General features: G+C 66.0%; 16 protein-coding genes. 6 read left to right on the forward strand and 10 right to left on the reverse strand.

Translation table 11 applies throughout. The features are described 5' to 3' along the window. Window positions 1-45 precede the first annotated feature (45 nt). Together MJ122_RS06115 and MJ122_RS06120 are read right to left on the reverse strand one after the other, a co-directional pair. Window positions 46-600: a DUF3833 domain-containing protein gene (locus MJ122_RS06115; RefSeq protein WP_088421083.1), complete on the reverse strand. Its 555-nt coding sequence runs from the start codon at window positions 598-600 to the stop codon at window positions 46-48. Then, window positions 597-1,154: a chalcone isomerase family protein gene (locus tag MJ122_RS06120; RefSeq protein ID WP_239742981.1), complete on the reverse strand. Its 558-nt coding sequence runs from the start codon at window positions 1,152-1,154 to the stop codon at window positions 597-599. Before MJ122_RS06120 ends, MJ122_RS06115 begins: the two co-directional genes overlap by 4 nt. A 288-nt stretch (window positions 1,155-1,442) precedes the next feature. Here MJ122_RS06120 and MJ122_RS06125 point away from each other — a divergent pair, with 288 nt between their 5' ends. Together MJ122_RS06125 and MJ122_RS06130 are read left to right on the forward strand one after the other, a co-directional pair. Continuing rightward, the gene (locus MJ122_RS06125; RefSeq protein ID WP_239742984.1) at window positions 1,443-2,507 is read left to right on the forward strand and encodes a catalase family peroxidase; all 1,065 of its coding nucleotides are present in this window, start codon (window positions 1,443-1,445) and stop codon (window positions 2,505-2,507) included. Next, entirely contained in the window at window positions 2,504-3,070 is a 567-nt protein-coding gene (locus MJ122_RS06130) for a cytochrome b/b6 domain-containing protein (RefSeq protein ID WP_345772974.1), read from the forward strand. The genes MJ122_RS06125 and MJ122_RS06130 overlap by 4 nt, the downstream gene beginning before the upstream one ends. Before the next feature lie 57 nt (window positions 3,071-3,127). Here MJ122_RS06130 and MJ122_RS06135 read toward each other — a convergent pair whose 3' ends face one another. Beyond that, a complete protein-coding gene (locus MJ122_RS06135) occupies window positions 3,128-3,343 on the reverse strand; it encodes a hypothetical protein (protein ID WP_239742985.1) in 216 nt (71 codons plus the stop codon). A 214-nt stretch (window positions 3,344-3,557) separates the two neighbouring features. After that, window positions 3,558-5,057 carry a sensor domain-containing diguanylate cyclase gene (locus MJ122_RS06140; protein WP_088421088.1) on the reverse strand — a complete coding sequence of 500 codons (1,500 nt, stop codon included), beginning with the start codon at window positions 5,055-5,057 and terminating at the stop codon, window positions 3,558-3,560. Between the two features lie 486 nt (window positions 5,058-5,543). Here MJ122_RS06140 and MJ122_RS06145 point away from each other — a divergent pair, with 486 nt between their 5' ends. Next, window positions 5,544-6,845 carry an MFS transporter gene (locus MJ122_RS06145; protein ID WP_239742987.1) on the forward strand — a complete coding sequence of 434 codons (1,302 nt, stop codon included), beginning with the start codon at window positions 5,544-5,546 and terminating at the stop codon, window positions 6,843-6,845. Window positions 6,846-6,860: 15 nt separating this feature from the next. Further along, window positions 6,861-7,637 (forward strand): substrate-binding domain-containing protein, encoded by a 777-nt coding sequence (locus MJ122_RS06150; protein WP_239742990.1) that lies wholly within the window; start codon window positions 6,861-6,863, stop codon window positions 7,635-7,637. On the opposite strand, the gene MJ122_RS06155 is transcribed toward MJ122_RS06150, so the two are convergent. The 6 genes from MJ122_RS06155 to MJ122_RS06180 form a co-directional block, all read right to left on the reverse strand. Beyond that, a complete protein-coding gene (locus tag MJ122_RS06155) occupies window positions 7,623-8,531 on the reverse strand; it encodes a LysR family transcriptional regulator (RefSeq protein WP_088421091.1) in 909 nt (302 codons plus the stop codon). The genes MJ122_RS06150 and MJ122_RS06155 overlap by 15 nt on opposite strands. 158 nt (window positions 8,532-8,689) lie before the next feature. Further along, window positions 8,690-9,745, reverse strand: a complete 1,056-nt coding sequence (locus tag MJ122_RS06160) for an ABC transporter ATP-binding protein (protein WP_239742991.1) — start codon at window positions 9,743-9,745, stop codon at window positions 8,690-8,692. 14 nt (window positions 9,746-9,759) lie between these two features. Then, window positions 9,760-10,605: an ABC transporter permease gene (locus MJ122_RS06165; protein ID WP_239742994.1), complete on the reverse strand. Its 846-nt coding sequence runs from the start codon at window positions 10,603-10,605 to the stop codon at window positions 9,760-9,762. Next, window positions 10,602-11,510: an ABC transporter permease gene (locus MJ122_RS06170; protein WP_239742996.1), complete on the reverse strand. Its 909-nt coding sequence runs from the start codon at window positions 11,508-11,510 to the stop codon at window positions 10,602-10,604. The genes MJ122_RS06165 and MJ122_RS06170 overlap by 4 nt, the downstream gene beginning before the upstream one ends. 101 nt (window positions 11,511-11,611) lie before the next feature. Further along, window positions 11,612-12,715 (reverse strand): extracellular solute-binding protein, encoded by a 1,104-nt coding sequence (locus MJ122_RS06175; protein WP_239742997.1) that lies wholly within the window; start codon window positions 12,713-12,715, stop codon window positions 11,612-11,614. A 361-nt stretch (window positions 12,716-13,076) separates the two neighbouring features. Further along, a complete protein-coding gene (locus tag MJ122_RS06180) occupies window positions 13,077-14,699 on the reverse strand; it encodes a 5-guanidino-2-oxopentanoate decarboxylase (protein ID WP_239742999.1) in 1,623 nt (540 codons plus the stop codon). 182 nt (window positions 14,700-14,881) lie between these two features. Between MJ122_RS06180 and MJ122_RS06185 the strand changes: the two genes are divergently transcribed. Together MJ122_RS06185 and MJ122_RS06190 are read left to right on the forward strand one after the other, a co-directional pair. Next, window positions 14,882-15,781, forward strand: coding sequence for a LysR substrate-binding domain-containing protein (locus MJ122_RS06185; protein WP_239743001.1), 900 nt, complete (start codon window positions 14,882-14,884; stop codon window positions 15,779-15,781). A gap of 537 nt (window positions 15,782-16,318) precedes the next feature. Next, entirely contained in the window at window positions 16,319-17,161 is an 843-nt protein-coding gene (locus MJ122_RS06190; RefSeq protein WP_239743003.1) for a TIM barrel protein, read from the forward strand. The last annotated feature ends 3 nt before the right edge of the window (window positions 17,162-17,164 follow it).

The following is a 17,164-nucleotide window of genomic DNA, read 5'->3' on the forward strand; positions in this document are numbered from 1 at the left end:
TTGACTCCTGTCCGGCGCGGCCGGAGAAAGTAGCGGGCGGCTGCCTCAGCCCCTGTCGGGATCGGCGCCGGCCCCGCGGCGGAAGAACAGGGTCACCTGGCCCAGCTCGACGCCGAACTTGCGCATGCTCGAGCGGTTGATCAGGGTGTCCTCGTCCATCAGGTACATCCAGTCGTCGAAGCTCACTTTCCAGGTGCTGTCATCGACGACCAGGTTCAGCTCGTAGCGCCAGCGCAGCGCATTGCCGGCGATCTCGCCCACGGCTTCGCCGACGACATCGGCGGCGCGCCCACGCCAGCGGCCGGCGCCGTCCGGCGTCAGGGTCCAGATGCGCTGCTGGCGAGTGCCGTCGCTGTAGCGAAAGCGCTCGTCGAGGATCAGCCGTTCGCCTTCGCGGCGGCTGCTGATGTCCACCACGAAGCGCTTGACCACCTCCCCGGACGGCTTCTGGAAGATGCCCCAGGCTGTTACCGGCCCGGCGAAGAACGCCGGCAGGTCGAGGGTGGGGCGCTCGTTGGCGTAATGCTCGACGCCGACGTTGCCGCAGCTGCCCAGCAGCAGACAAAGGGCGAGTTGAAACAGGCGCAGGGTCAGCTTCATGGTGGGTCTCCGTTCAAGCCCAGCAGGTCGCGGCGCAGCTCGGGATTGCGCGTGCGCGGGTCCAGCCAGATGGAAAAGAACGCCCGGGCGAAGCGGATGTCGCCCACCGAATGGCGCAGCTTGCCATCGACGTAGAAGCGGCAGCCTTCGCCGGGCAGGAAGACGCCGGTGATCCGTTGCCCGGCCTGCACGTCGACGAAGGCCTGGCGCATCTCGACGGCCCAGCTCGCCAACTGCGTTTCGTCGTCAGTGCCCAGGCGGCGCATTTCCTCGAGGCTGGCCTGCACCAGGGTGTCCCGCGATAGTTCGCGACGGTAAACCAGCTCAAGCGCGAAGGTATGGGACCAGCCCGGCGAGGTTTCCGCGCTCCACAGATGCGCCTCGTACACCACGAAGCCGAACCAGCTGAACTGGCCCTGGCCAATCTGCATGGCCCCGGGAACCTCGCTGCGCCAGTCCGCGCAGGCCGTCGGCGTCCACAGGCCGTAGAGCAGGGCGATACTCAGGGAGAGCAGGGCGATACTCAGGGAGAGCAGGGTGGTGGTCGCGCGCATGAAAGCCAGCTCCAGGTTCCTGCACTAATGGTTGTACAAAATAATATAGTTGTACAGATATTGGATGAATGGCAATGACAGCTTCTCAGTGAATTCGCGGTGCGGAAGGGGGGTGTCTCAGGCGGATAGCCAGCGATGACGCTTGAAACGAGGCAGGCGGGGAAATCGAGGGTGCGTACAAGTGCTTCGTTAATTGTGTGCATATTTGTGTGTTTGTATAGATAATTCCCCCCCCTGAGCATTCCGCCGATGACGGAGTGATGTCTTTCGCCTGCCGATGACGAAACCATGCCTGACGCCCCTTCCTTGACTCGAAACCAACGCCTGCTGCGCAGCGCCGCCATCGGCTGCGTCTTGTGCGGCGCCATCGGCCTGTTTGCCTGGAGCGCGGGCTGGCTGGGCGCTCATCCGCTCACCAGCGCACAGTTGATCGACCGCATGGAGGCCAATGCCGGGGTCCATCCGGGGTATCGCCGCGCCCATCCACGCGGCATCTGCTTCAGCGGTTACCTGGAGGTGAACGGCACGCTGGCTCCACTCTCCCGCGCGGCATTGCTGGGAGCGGGCCGGGTGCCGGTGCTGGGGCGTTTGTCAGTCGGTGCGGGCAATCCTCACGCCGGGGATACCAGCGTGCCGGTGCGCAGCATGGCGCTGCTGCTGCGTCAGCCCGACGGGCAGCAATGGCGCATGGCGATGAACAACCCGCCCGTGCTCGCGGTGCGCACGCCGGAGGATTTCTACGAGCAGATGGGGGCGATGCGGCCAGACCCTGCGACCGGCAAAAGCGATCCGCAGCGCGTCAAGGCATTCTTCGACGCGCATCCCGAAAGCGCAGGGTTCCGGGCCTGGGCGGCGTCCTACCGGCCCAGCGACAGCTTCGCCAGTACCGCCTACAACAGTATCAATGCCTTCGTTCTGGTCGATGGCAAAGGACAGCGCCAGGCGGTTCGCTGGTCGATGGTGCCGCAATTGGCGGCCACGCCCCTGGCCGCCGCCGGCGTGGCCGACGATGCGCTGCAGCAGGACCTGCTGCAGCGCCTGCAAGCGGCGCCGCTGCGCTGGACCTGGCGTTTCGTCCTGGCGGGTGCCGGCGATCCGGCGGACGATCCGACCCAGGCCTGGCCTGCCGAGCGCAGGCAGGTGGACGCCGGCACCCTGGTGGTGGAGCAGGCACGCGCGCAGCTGGGCGGCGATTGCTACGGCTTCAACTTCGATCCGCTGGTCCTGCCTGACGGCGTCGAACCCAGCGGGGATGCCATCCTGCGCGCCCGCTCCTCGGCCTATGCGCAGTCCTACCGGCGGCGGACCCTCGAAGGGCAGCCGTCCAGCCAGCACCTGGGAGCACGACCGTGAGCGCGCCTGTCGATTCCTTCCATCCGTTGCTTCGCCTGCTGCATGGCCTGATGGCTGTCCTGGTGATCGCCATGCTCTTCATCGGCGTCGCCATGGTCGCCAGCGTCGACGGCAGCCAGCCGCAACTGGTCGCCTGGCACAAGCAGCTGGGGCTGGCGTTGCTGGTTCTTCTGTTGGTCCGCCTGCTCGTCCGTGCTCTGACGGCGCGCCCGGCGCTGCCGGCCTCGGTAACGCCCTGGCAACGGCGCATGGCGGGGGCTGTACATTTCGCGCTGTATGGCCTGCTGCTGGGACAGATCCTGCTCGGGTGGGCCATGCAGGGCGCCGCGGACTATCCGCTGCGTCTTGCGTCGTGGCGCATTCCGGCACTGGTCGACGCCGATCCGGACCTCTACGGCATCCTGCGCTGCGCCCATGGCTGGATGGCCTATGGTCTCTTCGCCCTGATCCTGGTGCACGCTGCGGCGGCGCTGGTCCATGGCCTGCTTCGCCGTGACGGTGTCTGGTCGAGCATGTGGCGCTTTCGCCAAGGCGAGGAAGAGCCTGGGAATCCGGGGCGCTGAGCGGCAACGCGGGCGGCGCTCACCCAGCGCAGGACGTTGTCTGCGCCGCGCCGGGCGTCAGTTTCCGGCTTGCCGCGCGATCCATTCTGCCAAGGCTTCGCTGATCGGCCGGGCGTTCGCTTCCAGCACCATCAGGTGACGCCGGACGGCTTGCGCGGTTTCCGGTGATCCGCTTGCCTCCGCCCAGGCGGCGAGCTCCCGAATGGCGGCGCTGGTGGCATTGATGTTCTGGTTGATGCGGCAGACCAGCGAGGGGAGGGGATGGGTATTCATCATGACCTCCGGCAACGGGGACGTCAGTGCACTCAAAAGCAAGAAAGGCCGTATCGATCGATACGGCCTCTGGCCGTACGGCTGCTGCTCTCCAAGCCACACGGCAGAAAAAATTTAGCAAAAACAATTCTGGAATCAAGCCCTGCCAGGCGCTTTGCCCCGGCGTGCCTGGCGTCCGGGCTCTGTCCCATCGGGCGCGCGCCTTCGCCGGGCTTCAACCGGCCTGGAGCCGGTTGCGGCCCATTCTCTTGGCGGCATAGAGCGCGGCATCGGCGCTGTCGAGCAAGGACTGCCAACCGTCCAGTTCCGCACCCGAGGCACTGGCGATGCCGATGCTCAGGGTCACCCTTGCGAACGGGCTGGAGCGGTGGGGAATGGCTTTCTCCTCCAGTTGGTCGAGCATCATCTGCGCAACCACTGCCGCCCCGGCTTGATCGGTGAGCGGCAGCACCACGGCCATCTCCTCACCGCCATACCGCGCTACCAGGTCGGTTGGGCGGCGTACGCAGGCTGCGAGAAGCTTGCCGACCTCCTGCAGGCAGGCATCGCCCGCGGGGTGGCCGTAGGTGTCGTTGAACAGCTTGAAGTGATCGATATCGACCATCAGCAGCGCGAGCGGGGTTTTTTCGCGCTGCGCCCTGCGCACCTCAACATCCAGCGTTTCGTTGAAGCAGCGACGGTTGGCCAGCCCCGTCAGCGGATCGTTCAAGGCCAGGTGCGCGAGCTTCTGGTTGCTGTCGAGCAACTGCTGCTGGGCGATGCGCAACTCGCTTTCCACGGCCACGCGACGGCGGATGTCGCGGATCAGCATCCAGCCGACGAAGCTGGTGAGCATCAGCAGGCCGGACACCACCAGCAGCGACAGCAGCGCTTCGAAACGCCAGGCGGCCAGCGCCTCGTTCCGGCCCAACGCGACCGTCGTCACCAGCGGCAGCTTGTCGCTCTTGCGGAAGGCATAGAGACGCTCCACGCCATCCAGGCTGGAGGTGAACGAGGCGGTGCCGACCGAGCGATCCACCAGGTACTTGGCGTAGATCGGCGACTTCGAGAAATTGCGCCCCATGTCCTGCTCGCGGAAGGGGTAGCGCACCAGCAGCGAGCCGTCGGTGTAGGACAGGCCGATGGCGCCTTCGCGGCCGATGTCGAGCTGGCCGAAGAGGCGCAGGAAGTTCTCGATGCCCAGGGTCACCGCGACGACACCGGCGAACTCGCCGTTCGGATCATCGAAGCGGCGGCTGACGGTGATCACCCATTCCTGGGTCGAGCGGCTGCGAATCGGCAGGCCAATGAACGGCTCGCGGGAGGGATCGTTGCGGTGGTGGATGAAAAAAGCCCGGTCACTGCTGTTCGCGCCGGCGGGAATCGGCCGGTTCGACGCCATCAGCCAGCGGCCGTCGCGGTCGTACACCGTCACGCCGCTCAACTGAGGCATCAGCGACTGCTGGCGGCCGACGAGCTGTCGCAGTCTTTGGATCTGCACCGGCCCGCTGCCCTCGGTTTCCAGTCGCTCGACCAGGCCGAGCAGGATCAGCGAGCTTTGCCGGACTATGCCTTCGGAATAGGTCGACAGCGCCTGGGTCAGGTTGAGGCTATGGACATTGATGTCGTCCAGCACCTGCTTGCGGGAGGCCATCACTTTCCAGAGCGTCAGCGAGGCCAGCGAGCTGCCGATGATCAGCAGCAACAGAAACACGAGGTGGATGTCACGCTTCACGACGGTGACCGGGGCGGTCCCGCTTTTCCCTGGGGCAGACAATCGCAAGATATTTCCTTATCAGCAGCGTTCCGGTGATGTGCCTGTCTCGGCCAGTTTCCAGGGAGCCATGCGCTTCATGCCATTCAACCAACGTCCTGGCCTTGAGCGCCATCAAGCGAACCCCCTGGGCCTGCGCAGAGGAGCGGCAATTATCTCGCAAAAGCGGCGGAAGCATCGCACCGGACAGCGGCGTTACAGGTTAGCGAAGCGTGCACTGGACGAGGGGATCGGCTCATCTGAGGGAAGCACGGCGCGGCCTGTGGCGGCTGTCCTGCATTCGTGGCGGGAGCCACGGGGCCCGATCACAGTGTCTTCTGCATCGATTGATCAGCGACATGCATCAATGCATGCAAACATAGCACTTATCGTTTCAAAGTGTGTCCAGCAGAATCGGGCTGTCGCAAGCGCCAACAAGCCCAAATAAGATCGCTGGAGAAATGACCTATGCATGCCTTCCCACAATCGGGCTCGCCGTCCGCACGCTCAAAGGCGGGCGCCGTGTTTCGAGTGACCTCGGGTAACTTCCTCGAGCAGTTCGATTTCTTTCTCTTCGGCTTCTACGCCACACAGATAGCTGCCGTTTTCTTCCCGTCCTCCAGCGAGTTCGCCTCGCTCATGATGACCTTTGCGGTGTTTGGCGCGGGGTTCCTGATGCGTCCGCTCGGCGCGGTGATCCTCGGCGCGTACATCGACGATGCGGGGCGCAAGAAAGGCCTGATCGTCACGCTGTCGATCATGGCCAGCGGCACGCTGTTGATCGTCCTGGTGCCGGGTTACACCACCATCGGTCTCTGGGCGCCGTTGCTGGTGCTGGTCGGGCGGCTGCTGCAGGGCTTTTCCGCTGGCGCCGAGCTTGGCGGCGTCTCGGTCTACCTGGCGGAAATGGCGACGCCGGGGCGCAAGGGCTTCTACACCAGTTGGCAGTCGGCGAGCCAGCAGGCGGCCATCGTGGTGGCCGCGGCACTGGGCTACGCGTTGAACCAGTTCATGGCGCCGGCGGTGGTGGCCGACTGGGGGTGGCGGATTCCCTTTGCGGTGGGTTGTGTGATCGTCCCCTTCATCTTCGTGCTCCGCCGCAGCCTCGAGGAAACCGAGGAGTTCACCCGGCGCGCCCAGCGTCCGACGATGAAACAGGTGTTCGCCACGCTGGGGCGGAACTGGAACGTCGTCGTGGCTGGCATGCTGATGGTGGCCATGACCACCACCGCGTTCTACCTGATCACCGTGTACGCACCGACCTTCGGCAAGAGCGTCCTCAACCTCAGCGCCACGGATGCCTTGCTCGTCACTCTGCTCGTCGGCGTCTCGAACTTCGTCTGGCTGCCCATCGGCGGTCATCTGAGCGATCGTTTCGGGCGCAAGCCCATGCTCATCGCCATGACGCTCCTGGCTGTCTTCACGGCTTATCCGGCACTGTCCTTCCTGGCAGCTTCACCCAGCTTCGGACACATGCTGCAGGTCCTGCTCTGGCTGTCCTTCCTCTATGGCCTCTACAACGGGGCGATGATCCCGGCCCTCACCGAGATCATGCCGGTCGAGGTTCGGGTCGCGGGTTTCTCGTTGGCCTACAGCCTGGCGACGGCGGTGTTCGGCGGCTTCACGCCGGCGATCTGTACCTGGCTCATCCACCTGAGCGGCGACAAGGGCGCACCGGGATACTGGATGACCTTCGCCGCGCTTTGTGCGCTCTGCTCGACCCTGCTGCTGTATCGCGACAGCTCCGCGCGCGTTGCGCAGCCAGCCTGACTGAGAGACCCCCTGATGAAGAGATTGGCGAAACACCTTGCCGCGCTCGCCATCGGCCTCTGCGCGCTCAATGGCGCCGCATCGGCCGAGGAGCTGGATGTCATGACCTCCGGCGGATTCACCGCGGCATTCAAACAGTTGAGCGCGAACTTCGCCGAGCGCAGCGGCGACACGATCCATACGGTGCTTGGCCCGTCCATGGGGCAGGCCCGCGAGGCCATACCCAAGCGGCTCGAGCGGGGCGAGAACGCCGATGTGGTGATCATGGTGGGCTATGCGCTGGATGAGCTGATCCACCAGGGCAGGGTCGACCCGGCTTCCAAGGTCGAACTGGCGGATTCGCGCATCGGCATGGTGGTGAGGCAGGGGGCTGCCAAGCCGGACATCGGCTCCGAAGACGCGTTCAGAAAGACCCTGCTCGATGCCAGGTCGCTTGCCTACTCCGACAGCGCCAGCGGGGTGTACATCCAGAACGAGCTGTTCCGCAAGCTGGGTGTGCAGCAGTCGGTAGCCTCGAAGGCCCGGATGATCGAGCGGATACCGGTGGCTTCGGTGGTGGCCTCGGGGCAATACGAGATCGGCTTCCAGCAGGTGGCCGAACTGCTGCCCGTCCCCGGGGTGACGTTCGTCGGCAGGATTCCGGAAAGCCTGCAGTCCATCACCCGTTACTCCGCCGGTATTGTGCGCAACGCCAGGCATCCGGAGCAGGCCAGGGCGCTGCTGGCCTACCTGTCCTCGCCGGCTGCGCAGCCGGTGATCCAGTCGAGCGGGCTGGACTCAATCCCCCGCTGACTGCACCGGCATGTCCCTGACCAGCCGCTCCAGCTCCAGTGCCGCGGGCGTCAGCGCGCGTCCGCGGCACTTGATCAGGCCGACGTTGCGCACCACCTGCGGCTCCTCCAGCGGCACGGCGGTGAGCAGCGGGTGATGCGTCCGCGGCATGGCGATCGACGGCACCGCCGCAACGCCCAGTCCGGCCTCGACCAGGCCGATGGCCGTGGTCACATGCCGCGTTTCGCAGATGCTTTGCCGGGTTGGGTGCAGGCGCTTCAGGGCCTGGCTCAGGATCAGGCGATTACCCGACGTCTTGTCCAGCGAGATGTAGTCGTGCTCGTACATCTGGTTCCAGGTCACCGAAGGCCGGTCGGCCAGGGGGTGGTCGCGCCGGCAGGCCATCACATAGCGCTCCTCGAGCAGCAGCTCGAAGGTCAGCCCCGGGTCCAGGTGAGCGCTGAAACTGACGCCGAAGTCGGCTTCGCCGCTGGCCACCGCCGCGTTGACGTCATTGGCGCTGGAGTCCAGCACCATGATCTTGATGCGCGGGTAGAGGCGATGGAATTCGCTCACCACCTGGGGCATGAAGTAATAGGCCGCCGAGGGCACGCAGGCGATGGTGACGCGCTCGGTCCTGCTCGAGGCGACCTCGGCGATGCTCATCAAGGCACTGTCCAGGTGATCGAGCACCCGCTCGACTTCCGGCAGGAAGGCGCGACCGACCGGGGTGAGGCTCACCTTGCGGGTCGTGCGCTCGAACAGCCGCACGTTCAACGCCGATTCGAGTTTCTCGATGCGCCGGCTGAGCGCGGGCTGGGTAATCTTCACAGCCTCGGCCGCCTTGCGGAAGCTGCCTTTCTCGACGACGGCACGGAAGGCTTGAAGGTCGTCCAGGTCGAAATTGATGCTCATCGAAATGCCGCGCTATTGATAAATGTCCGGCATCAATAGCATGTCGGGACGAACCAGGGAATGCCGTCACCCAACCCACCGTCCCATACGGCGATACCCGCACTGCGAAACCGGTGTAACGGCGCGCCGGCGACCTCCCAGCGGCCGGCGCGGCCACATCAGGCGCCGAGTACGCGGCAGGCCTGTTCGGGAATGGTCACCGATACGGCCTGGCCCACGCGCAGGCCCATGTCATGGCAGGGCATGCTGAGGGCGGTCAGCGAGATGCCGGAACACTGGACGGTGGTCTCGATGGTCGCGCCTATGTCGCGGATGAAGGTCACGGTTCCATCCAGGCGATTGGCCGCGGCTACCGGCTCCGTCGACAGTTGCAGGTCCTCCGGGCGCACCAGCATGCGCACGCTGGACCCAGGCTGGATGCTGGGGCAGTGCGCCGCGTTCAGTGCCCCGCCGCCAGGCAGCCCGACCACTCCGTTGCCCAGCGCGGTCGCGGTGAAGATATTGCCCGAGCCGATGAAGTCGGCGACAAAGGCGTTGGCCGGATTGCGGTAGATCTCGATCGGCGTGCCGACCTGCTGGATGCGGTGTTCGCCCAGCACCACCACGACGTCGGCCATGGTCATGGCCTCGCGCTGGTCGTGGGTGACCATGATGGTGGTGATGTTCAGGCGCTGCTGCAGCTGGCGAATCTCCACCTGCATCGACTCGCGCAGCTTGGCATCGAGGGCCGACAGCGGCTCGTCGAGCAGCAGCAGCTTGGGATGCGAGGCGATGGCGCGGGCGATCGCCACGCGCTGGCGCTGGCCGCCGGACAGCTTGGCCACAGGCCGGTCGACCATCTGCTGCAGCTGGATCAGCTGCAGCAGCTCGGCGACGCGCGCCTGCTGCTCGGCCTTGCCGACTCCGCGCAGCTTCAGCGGATAGGCGATGTTCTCGCCGACGGTCATGTGCGGGAACAGCGCCAGCGACTGGAACACCATGCCGAAGTTGCGCTGGTGCGCCGGGATCCGGCTGATGTCCTCGCCGTCCAGGAGTATCTCGCCGCCGCTGAGGCTTTCCAGGCCGGCGATCATGCGCAGCAGCGTGGTCTTGCCGCAGCCGGAGGGGCCAAGGAAGCAGACCAGCTTGCCCTGCGGCAGGTGCAGGTTCACGTCCTTCACGGCGCAGGCGGTGCCGTAGTGCTTCTCGACGTTTTGCAGTTTCAATCCATTCATTTCTTCACCTCGAATCAGAACGACACGCCACTTTCGCCAACCAGCTTCTCCAGCGCCCAGATGAGGACGAAGTCGATCAGCACGATCAGCACGGCGAACGAGAACACGGTGGGGTCGAGCGAGGACACGGTGCGGCTGTACATCCAGATCGGCACGGTCATCACGTCGATGTTGTAGAGGAAGTAGGTCACGGTGAATTCGTTGAACGAGACGATGAAGGCCAGCAGCATCCCGGCGAGGATGCCCGAGCGCATCAGCGGCACGACCACATCGACGATGGCGCGCAGCGGCGCGGCGCCAAGCATCTGCGCGGCTTCCTCGACCTCGCTGCCGATGGCGACCATGGCCGCCGTGCAGTTCTTCACCACGAAGGGCAGGGCGAGGATCACGTGGGCGATGACCAGGCGCGAGGTGTCCAGGTGCAGCGGCAGGCTGTCGAACACCAGCAGCAGGGCCAGGCCCAGTACCACCATGGGAAACACCAGCGGCAACGACATCAGTTGCAGGGCGACGGCCTTGCCGCGGAACTCGCAACGGGTCAGCGCGTAGGCCGCAGGCACCGCGACCAGGGTGGCGAGAACCATCGTCAGGCAGGACACCAGCAGGCTGGTGCTCAGCGCCTTGCCGAGGCTGAGCACGTCGCTGGCATCGGGCGAGACGAAGGTGTGCCAGGCCGCCTGGTACCACTGCAGGCTGTAGCTGCTGGGCGGGAAGTCGAGGTTCGCCGCGCCACTGAAGGACATCACGATCATTGTCAGGATCGGCAGCACGGCGAGCAGCAGGATGATGCCCGAAAGCACCAGGGCGAAGCGGCCGGTATCGCCCGGCAGGGTGGGCTGGCGGCGGGACAGGTTGCTCATTGCGAAGCCTCCAGGATGCGCCGGCGACGACCGGTGACGACTTCCGACAGGGTCATGATGGCGAGGGTGGTGACGATCAGCACCACGCCGGCGGCGGAGGCGGCCGGCCAGTTCATCAGCGGAGCGATCTGGTCATGGACCATCACCGCGAGCATCGGCACGCGCCGCCCGCCCAGCAGCAGTGGGACCACGAAGCTGCTGGCGTTGTAGGCGAACACCAGGGTGGCGCCGGTGAGAATGCCGGGCAGGCTCATGGGCAACACCACCTGGCGGAACACCTGGAAGCGGCTGGCCCCAAGGGTCGCTGCCGCTTCCTCGTAGCTGCGCGAGATGCCGCGCATGGCGCTGGCGATGGGCAGTACGGCGAGCGGGAACGCGGTCTGTACCAGCCCCATCAGTACGCCGTTCTGGTTGTACAGCAGCATCACCGGGCGCTTGATCAGGCCCAGGGCAAGCAGGGCCTTGTTGAGCATGCCCGCCGGGCCGAGGATCACCAGCCAGCCGTAGCTCTGCAGCAGCAGGTTGACCAGCAGCGGCAGCAGCACGGCGGCGAGGAATATCCGCCGCAGCAGGGGCGATTGCAGGCGCGACATGCTGTAGCCGACCGGGGTGGCCAGCAGCACGGCGATCAACGCGCTGACGAAGGCCAGGCGCAGCGTCAGCAGCAGCGATTTGAGGTAGTAGGGCTGCAGCAGCTGGGCGTAGCTGGCCAGGCTGAAGCCGCTCCACTCGGCGCCGTTCTCGCCGACGCTCATGCGCACCACCAGCAGGCTGGCGGCGATGAGCACGATAAGGAAACACAGGGACGGGGTGAGGAACAGCCAGGCTCGCGCCGTGGGTGAAAACGCCCGGGCCGGGCGCAGGGGCGCCACGCCGACCGGGCGGGTCGGATTGCTCGATTGCATATCGCGTCTCTCGTCAGAACGGAGGATGTCCGCATCGCGCGCAGGTGGTTCCGGCCACTTGCGCACGAAGGTTCATGGCCGCCGTGGCGACCATGGCTGCATCAGGAAGAGAAGATTTCCGTGTAGCGGCGGATCCACTGGTCGTGGACGGTGGAGAGGAAGGCGTTGTCGTGCATGATCGCCTTCTCTGCGATCTGCTCCGGGGTGAGGATGTACGGGCTCTTGCGCGCTTCGGCGGAGATGATCGCCTTGGCGTTGACCGGGCCGTTGAAGATGTCCTCGGCCATCTTGCCCTGCACGTGGGGGTCGAGGGAGTGGTCGATGAAGGCGTGGGCCAGGTCGATGTCGCCCGGACGGCTCCTGGGCAGCACCGAGAGCATCAGGTCGGTGTAGAAACCTTCCTTCATGCCGAAGGTGGCGCCCAGGCCGTAGTTGGGATCGCGGATCTGCTTGGGGAAGAACGCCGGCGCGTAGAGGCCGCCGATATCCAGCGAGCCGGTGCGGAACAGCTCGGCGATCTGGTTGGGGTTCTCGCCCAGGGTCATGACACGGTCCTTGAGCTCTTCGAGCTTCTTGAAGCCGGGCTCGATGTTGTGCTCGTCGCCGCCGGCCAGCTTGGCGGCGATGATGATCAGGTCCATGGCCTCGGTCCAGTTCGGCGGCGGCAGGAACAGGCGCCCGGCGTAATTCTCATCCCACAGGGCCGCGTAGCTGTCGGGCACGTCCTTCACCGTGCGCGTGCTGTAAACCAGGCTGTTGCACCACAGCAGGTAGCCGATGCCGTGGCCGTCGGCGCCGGTCTGGTACTGCGCCGGTACGTCCTTGAGGTTGGGGAGGCGGTTGAGGTCGGGTTTCTCCAGCAGCCCGGCGCTGGCCAGGCCCTCGGCGCCGACGCCGGCCAGGGTGATGACGTCGTACTGCGGGCGGTCGCCGCCGGCCTTGAGCTTGGCGACCATCTCCGAGGTGCTGCCGGTACGGTCGGCGATCACCTTGGCGCCGGTCTTGGCCTCGAAGGTCGCGGCGATATTGCGCAGCGCCGCAAGGCCGGTGTCGTCGGACCAGGTGAGCAGGCGCAGGGTCTTGCCCTGGAAGCGGTTGTCGCTGGCGCTGGCCCGGATGAAGGGCATGGACAGGGCAGCCGCGGCCACCGAGGCAGCGCCTACCGTTTTGATGAATTGCCTTCTGCTGAAATCACGCTCGCCCATCGGGGACTCCTTTGCTCTTATCGCTTTTGTTTAGGAAGGTCACGGGTGTGCTGCGGGAGGTCAGGGCTGTCGACCCCCGCGGGCCGGATACGCCTGGCGGTCCCGGAATCCGGGGGGCGCAGGCTGTTCGGCGGGGTCATCCTGCGACCTCGGCGTAGTGCCAACAATCGAAAAAATGTCATCGAAGCCATGTCTTGCATGCATGGCTGGCGTGCGCCCATGCGCGGGCTGCAGACCTTCCCTGAAAGGCCCGCCACAGAGCGGTTCAACGAAAAAAAAGACGCGCCGTGGAATCGGCGCGTGGCGGGAAAGTTTCCCGGAAGGACCCCTGCCGCCCGGGTGCGGCAGGGAGAGTGAGGTGTCAGCCCTGGCTGCTCATCCAGGAGGCCTGGTCGATCTCGATCAGGGTGGGCAGTGAGCAGGCGCTGGCTTCCCGCAACGCGGCTCGCAGCGCCGCTTCGTCGCTGGCGCGATGGGCTTTGCAGCCCAGCGCCCGGGCCGCGCCGACGAAGTCGGGGGTGTAGATGTCGACGCCGACCGGCTCGATGTCGCGGTTGACCATGTAGCGCTTGATTTCCTCGTAGCCGTGGTTGTTCCACAGCAGGACGATCAGCGGGACGTGCGCTTCCACCGCGCTGGCCAGTTCCGGCAGGGTGAATTGCAGCCCGCCGTCGCCGATCAGGCACAGCACCGGGCGTCGCGTGGCGTCTCCCAGCCAGGCGCCGATGGCGGCCGGCAGGGCATAGCCGAGGGTGCCGTAGCCGGTGGAGGAGTTGAACCAGCGGCGTGGCTTCTCAAGGTCCAGGGTCAGGTTGCCGGTGTACACCGGTTGGGTCGAGTCGCCGACCAGTACCGCGTCGGGCAGCTCCTCCAGCGCAACGCGCAGGAAGCGGGTCTGGGCACGCAGGTTGTCGTCCAGCGAGGCCAGCACCGCTTCGCGCAGGCGGCCGGCACGGCGGCAGCCCCAATGCTCCGTATCGACCGCCGGATTCCGGTCCTCCAGGGCGCCCAGCAGAGCATCCAGGGCCAGCCCGGCGTCGGCCACCAGCGCGGCTCGCGGCGGATAGTTGCGCACGGTCTGGTCGGGATCGATATCGATGCGCAGCAGCGCGCCAGGGATCTTGAACCCGCCGGCGAAGGTCACGTCGTAGTCGGTTTCGCCGAGCTCGGTGCCGACCGCGAGCACCACGTCGGCCTCATTGACCAGTTCGCGGGTGGCGTCGGTGGACTGCGTCGAGCCGATCAGCAGGGGATGCTGCGAGGGCAGCAGGCCCTTGGCATTGATCGTCAGCGCCACCGGCGCCTGCAGGCGCTCGGCCAGTCGCTGCAGAGCCGGTCCGGCGTCGACGGCACCGCCGCCGGCGAGGATCAACGGGCGTCGTGCGCTTGCGAGCAGGCCAGCCATTTCGGTCACCGCCTCCGGCGCTGCGCCGGCGCGGGATACCCGGATCGGTTGGCTCGACAGCAGCGCGTCGGCGTCTTCCACCAGCACGTCGAGGGGAATCTCGATATGCACCGGACGCGGCCGGCCAGCCTGGAACAGGGCAAAGGCGCGGGCCAGCACGGCCGGCAGTTCGGCGGCCGACATCAGGGTGTGGGAGAAGGCGCTGCAACCGGCGACCAGGCTGCTCTGCGAGGGCAGCTCGTGCAGCTTGCCTCGACCGCCGCCTAGCTGGCTGCGCGCTTGTACGCTGGAGATCACCAGCATGGGAATCGAGTCCGCGTAGGCCTGGGCCATGGCCGTGGCGATGTTGGTCATGCCCGGGCCGGTGATGATGAAGCACACGCCGGGCTTGCCGCTGGTGCGCGCATAGCCGTCGGCCATGAAGCCGGCGCCTTGTTCGTGGCGCGGCGTGACGTGGCGGATCTTCGAGCGGGCGAGCCCGCGATAGAGCTCCACGGTATGCACGCCGGGGATGCCGAACACCTGCTCGACGCCGTAGCCTTCGAGCAATTTCACCAGTACTTCGCCGCATGTGGCCATGGACTTCATCCTTATTGTGGGTCGTCGGTCCGGCGCGTCATCGCGGTGTCTCCACCTGGAAAACCGGGCGGCAGGCAGAGGCGGGAGCGCGCGGGGAGACGGCATTGGACCTGTCGGGCGAGGGCGCTGACAAACCAAAATTTGTCATACTAGGCATGTCTTCACCTCATGCCTGAGCCCCGATGAAGCGCTTGCCCCCTCTGCCTGCCCTGCACACCTTCCTGGTCACCGCGCAATGCTGCAACTTCACCCGCGCGGCCGGCCTCCTGCATATCACCCAGGGCGCGGTGAGCCGGCAGATCGCCGGTCTGGAAAGCCATCTGGGCTATACGCTGTTCCAGCGGCAGGCACGCGGCCTGACCCTCACGCCCCAGGGGCGCGAGCTGCTGCCGCGCATCCAGCAGGTGTTCGCGTTGATCGAAGAGGCGATGGAGGAGGTCGGTGGCAAGCGCGAGGCACTGCAACTCAAGGCGCCAACCTGCATCATGCGCTGGCTGTTGCCACGGCTGCTGCAATGGCAGGCCGAGCGTCCGGACGTGCCGGTGGAGCTGACCACCACCGTACAGCACTCGGTGGATTTTCGTAGCGAGGAGTTCGACGCCGCGGTGGTCTACAGCGTGCAGAAGAAGGACGGCCCGGCTTGCCATCGGCTGTTCGACGAGCAACTGACGCCGGTTTGCGCCCCGCAACTGCTGCACGGCCCGCTGCCCCTGGGCGCCCTGGAGGACCTGGAGCGGCACATGCTGCTGCACCCGACCCGCGACCAGCGCGACTGGGAGGCCTGGCTGTCCGCGGCCGGCACCCGGGTCAGCAACATGGGCAAGGGCCAGCACTTCGACACCCTCGACCTCGCCGTTTCGGTGGCCACCCAGGGCGCCGGCGTGGCCATGGGCGACTGGGCGCTGATCGGTGATGACCTTCGCGCTGGGCGACTGGTGGCGCCTTTCGAACTGAAGGTGCGCACGGGGGCGGCGTATTACCTGGTGTATCCCGAACGCCGCGAGACGTCGCCGCAATTGCGCGAGCTGATCGACTGGCTGCTGCTGCAAGCGGCGGAGCCACAGCACTCGCCCACTGCCTGATGCCGCCCGGCGTCAGGCATTTTCCCTCCGGGTGTCGGACCACCCCCAGACGGCTCGCCAGGGCGGCGCGCCACGATCGGACGACCTGTCCGGTGCTGTGTTCTGCCGAGCGAATTCCCGCTTCATTCAAGGAAAATTACTTTTGAAAAATCTGAAGTAATTATTTGCACAGGGCTATTTTCTCCAGCCCATCAAGCTGCGACAACTGCATTCACACCAGGCCGCTGAGGTCTGGTCTACGCGGACCGGAGCGTCTGAAAAGCTCCGGCCGTGCTGTTGTTCCTTACTGCCAAAGCCCGGCGACCACACGCCAGGCATACAACAACAATCGGCGAGTACAGGCCCGCGAAGCAGCGGTCTGTCAGAGGAATATCACCATGTCCATGCTTGCGCAGTTTTTCCGCTCCACCTCCTTCCCAGCATCCGCCGACGCGTTTCGACGCCTGACGCTTTCAGCCGCCGCGCCCGTGCGCTGAACCTCCTGCCGAATTCTTCGCCGTGCCCGACGGCGCGGTTAACCCTGCCCGGAGTTCGTTCATGCGACTCGAAATCTTCCGCACCCTGTGGGGCTACACCCGTGGCTGGCCGCAGGCCATCGCCGAACTGCGCGAGGCCGGCTTCGACGGCCTGGAAGCGCGGCTGCCCCTGGAGCCTGCCATCCGCGCCGAATATGCACGATTGCTGGCAGCAGAAGGGGTGCCCTATATCGCGACCCTGTTCACCGCCCACGACGTGCTGCCCGACCAGGCGGCCAGCCCGCAGAATCACCTGGACGACCTGCAGCGCAAGCTGGGTTACGCCGCCGAACTGTCGCCGCGCCTGGTCAACACCCTGGCCGGCAACGATCGCTGGCCGCTTGCCGCGCAGGTCGACTTCTTCGGCCGCGCCCTGGAGCTGGCCGCCGCGCAGGAACTGACCTGCCTCTTCGAGATTCACCGCGCACGCTCGCTGTACAGCCCCTGGGTGACCCTCGAACTGATCCGCCAGGTGCCCGAGCTGCGCTTCACCACCGATATCAGCCATTGGGTGGTGGTCTGCGAGCGCCTGCTCGACGACCCCGCCGATGATCTCGCGCCTTTCGTCGAGCGCGTGCAGCACATCCAGGCCCGCGTCGGCTACGACCAGGGGCCGCAAGTGCCGCACCCCGGCGCGCCGGAATACGCCAAGGCGCTGGCCTTCCACCAGCGGCACTGGGAGGCCGTGTGGCGTGCCCAGCGGGCTCGCGGCCAAGAGACAACGACTCTGACCCCGGAATTCGGCCCGGACGGCTATTTGCACCACCTGCCTTTCACCAATGCCCCGGTCGCCGATCTGTGGGCCCTGAACCGCTGGATGGCCGACGAAGAGCGACACCACTTCCAGCGTTTCCTCCAATCCTGAATC

Source organism: Pseudomonas sp. DP-17 (genome assembly GCF_022380625.1).
In the GTDB taxonomy this organism is placed as follows: domain Bacteria; phylum Pseudomonadota; class Gammaproteobacteria; order Pseudomonadales; family Pseudomonadaceae; genus Pseudomonas; species Pseudomonas nitroreducens_A.

Excerpts from the sequence above, each read along its gene's own strand:
- MJ122_RS06165 (WP_239742994.1), bottom strand. The coding sequence starts at position 10,605 with ATGAGCAACCTGTCCCGCCGCCAGCCCACCCTGCCGGGCGATACCGGC.
- MJ122_RS06125 (WP_239742984.1), top strand. The coding sequence starts at position 1,443 with ATGCCTGACGCCCCTTCCTTGACTCGAAACCAACGCCTGCTGCGCAGC.
- MJ122_RS06180 (WP_239742999.1), bottom strand. The coding sequence starts at position 14,699 with ATGGCCACATGCGGCGAAGTACTGGTGAAATTGCTCGAAGGCTACGGC.
- MJ122_RS06185 (WP_239743001.1), top strand. The coding sequence starts at position 14,882 with ATGAAGCGCTTGCCCCCTCTGCCTGCCCTGCACACCTTCCTGGTCACC.
- MJ122_RS06155 (WP_088421091.1), bottom strand. The coding sequence starts at position 8,531 with ATGAGCATCAATTTCGACCTGGACGACCTTCAAGCCTTCCGTGCCGTC.
- MJ122_RS06145 (WP_239742987.1), top strand. The coding sequence starts at position 5,544 with ATGCATGCCTTCCCACAATCGGGCTCGCCGTCCGCACGCTCAAAGGCG.
- MJ122_RS06170 (WP_239742996.1), bottom strand. The coding sequence starts at position 11,510 with ATGCAATCGAGCAATCCGACCCGCCCGGTCGGCGTGGCGCCCCTGCGC.
- MJ122_RS06190 (WP_239743003.1), top strand. The coding sequence starts at position 16,319 with ATGCGACTCGAAATCTTCCGCACCCTGTGGGGCTACACCCGTGGCTGG.
- MJ122_RS06150 (WP_239742990.1), top strand. The coding sequence starts at position 6,861 with ATGAAGAGATTGGCGAAACACCTTGCCGCGCTCGCCATCGGCCTCTGC.
- MJ122_RS06135 (WP_239742985.1), bottom strand. The coding sequence starts at position 3,343 with ATGAATACCCATCCCCTCCCCTCGCTGGTCTGCCGCATCAACCAGAAC.
- MJ122_RS06175 (WP_239742997.1), bottom strand. The coding sequence starts at position 12,715 with ATGGGCGAGCGTGATTTCAGCAGAAGGCAATTCATCAAAACGGTAGGC.
- MJ122_RS06120 (WP_239742981.1), bottom strand. The coding sequence starts at position 1,154 with ATGCGCGCGACCACCACCCTGCTCTCCCTGAGTATCGCCCTGCTCTCC.
- MJ122_RS06115 (WP_088421083.1), bottom strand. The coding sequence starts at position 600 with ATGAAGCTGACCCTGCGCCTGTTTCAACTCGCCCTTTGTCTGCTGCTG.
- MJ122_RS06160 (WP_239742991.1), bottom strand. The coding sequence starts at position 9,745 with ATGAATGGATTGAAACTGCAAAACGTCGAGAAGCACTACGGCACCGCC.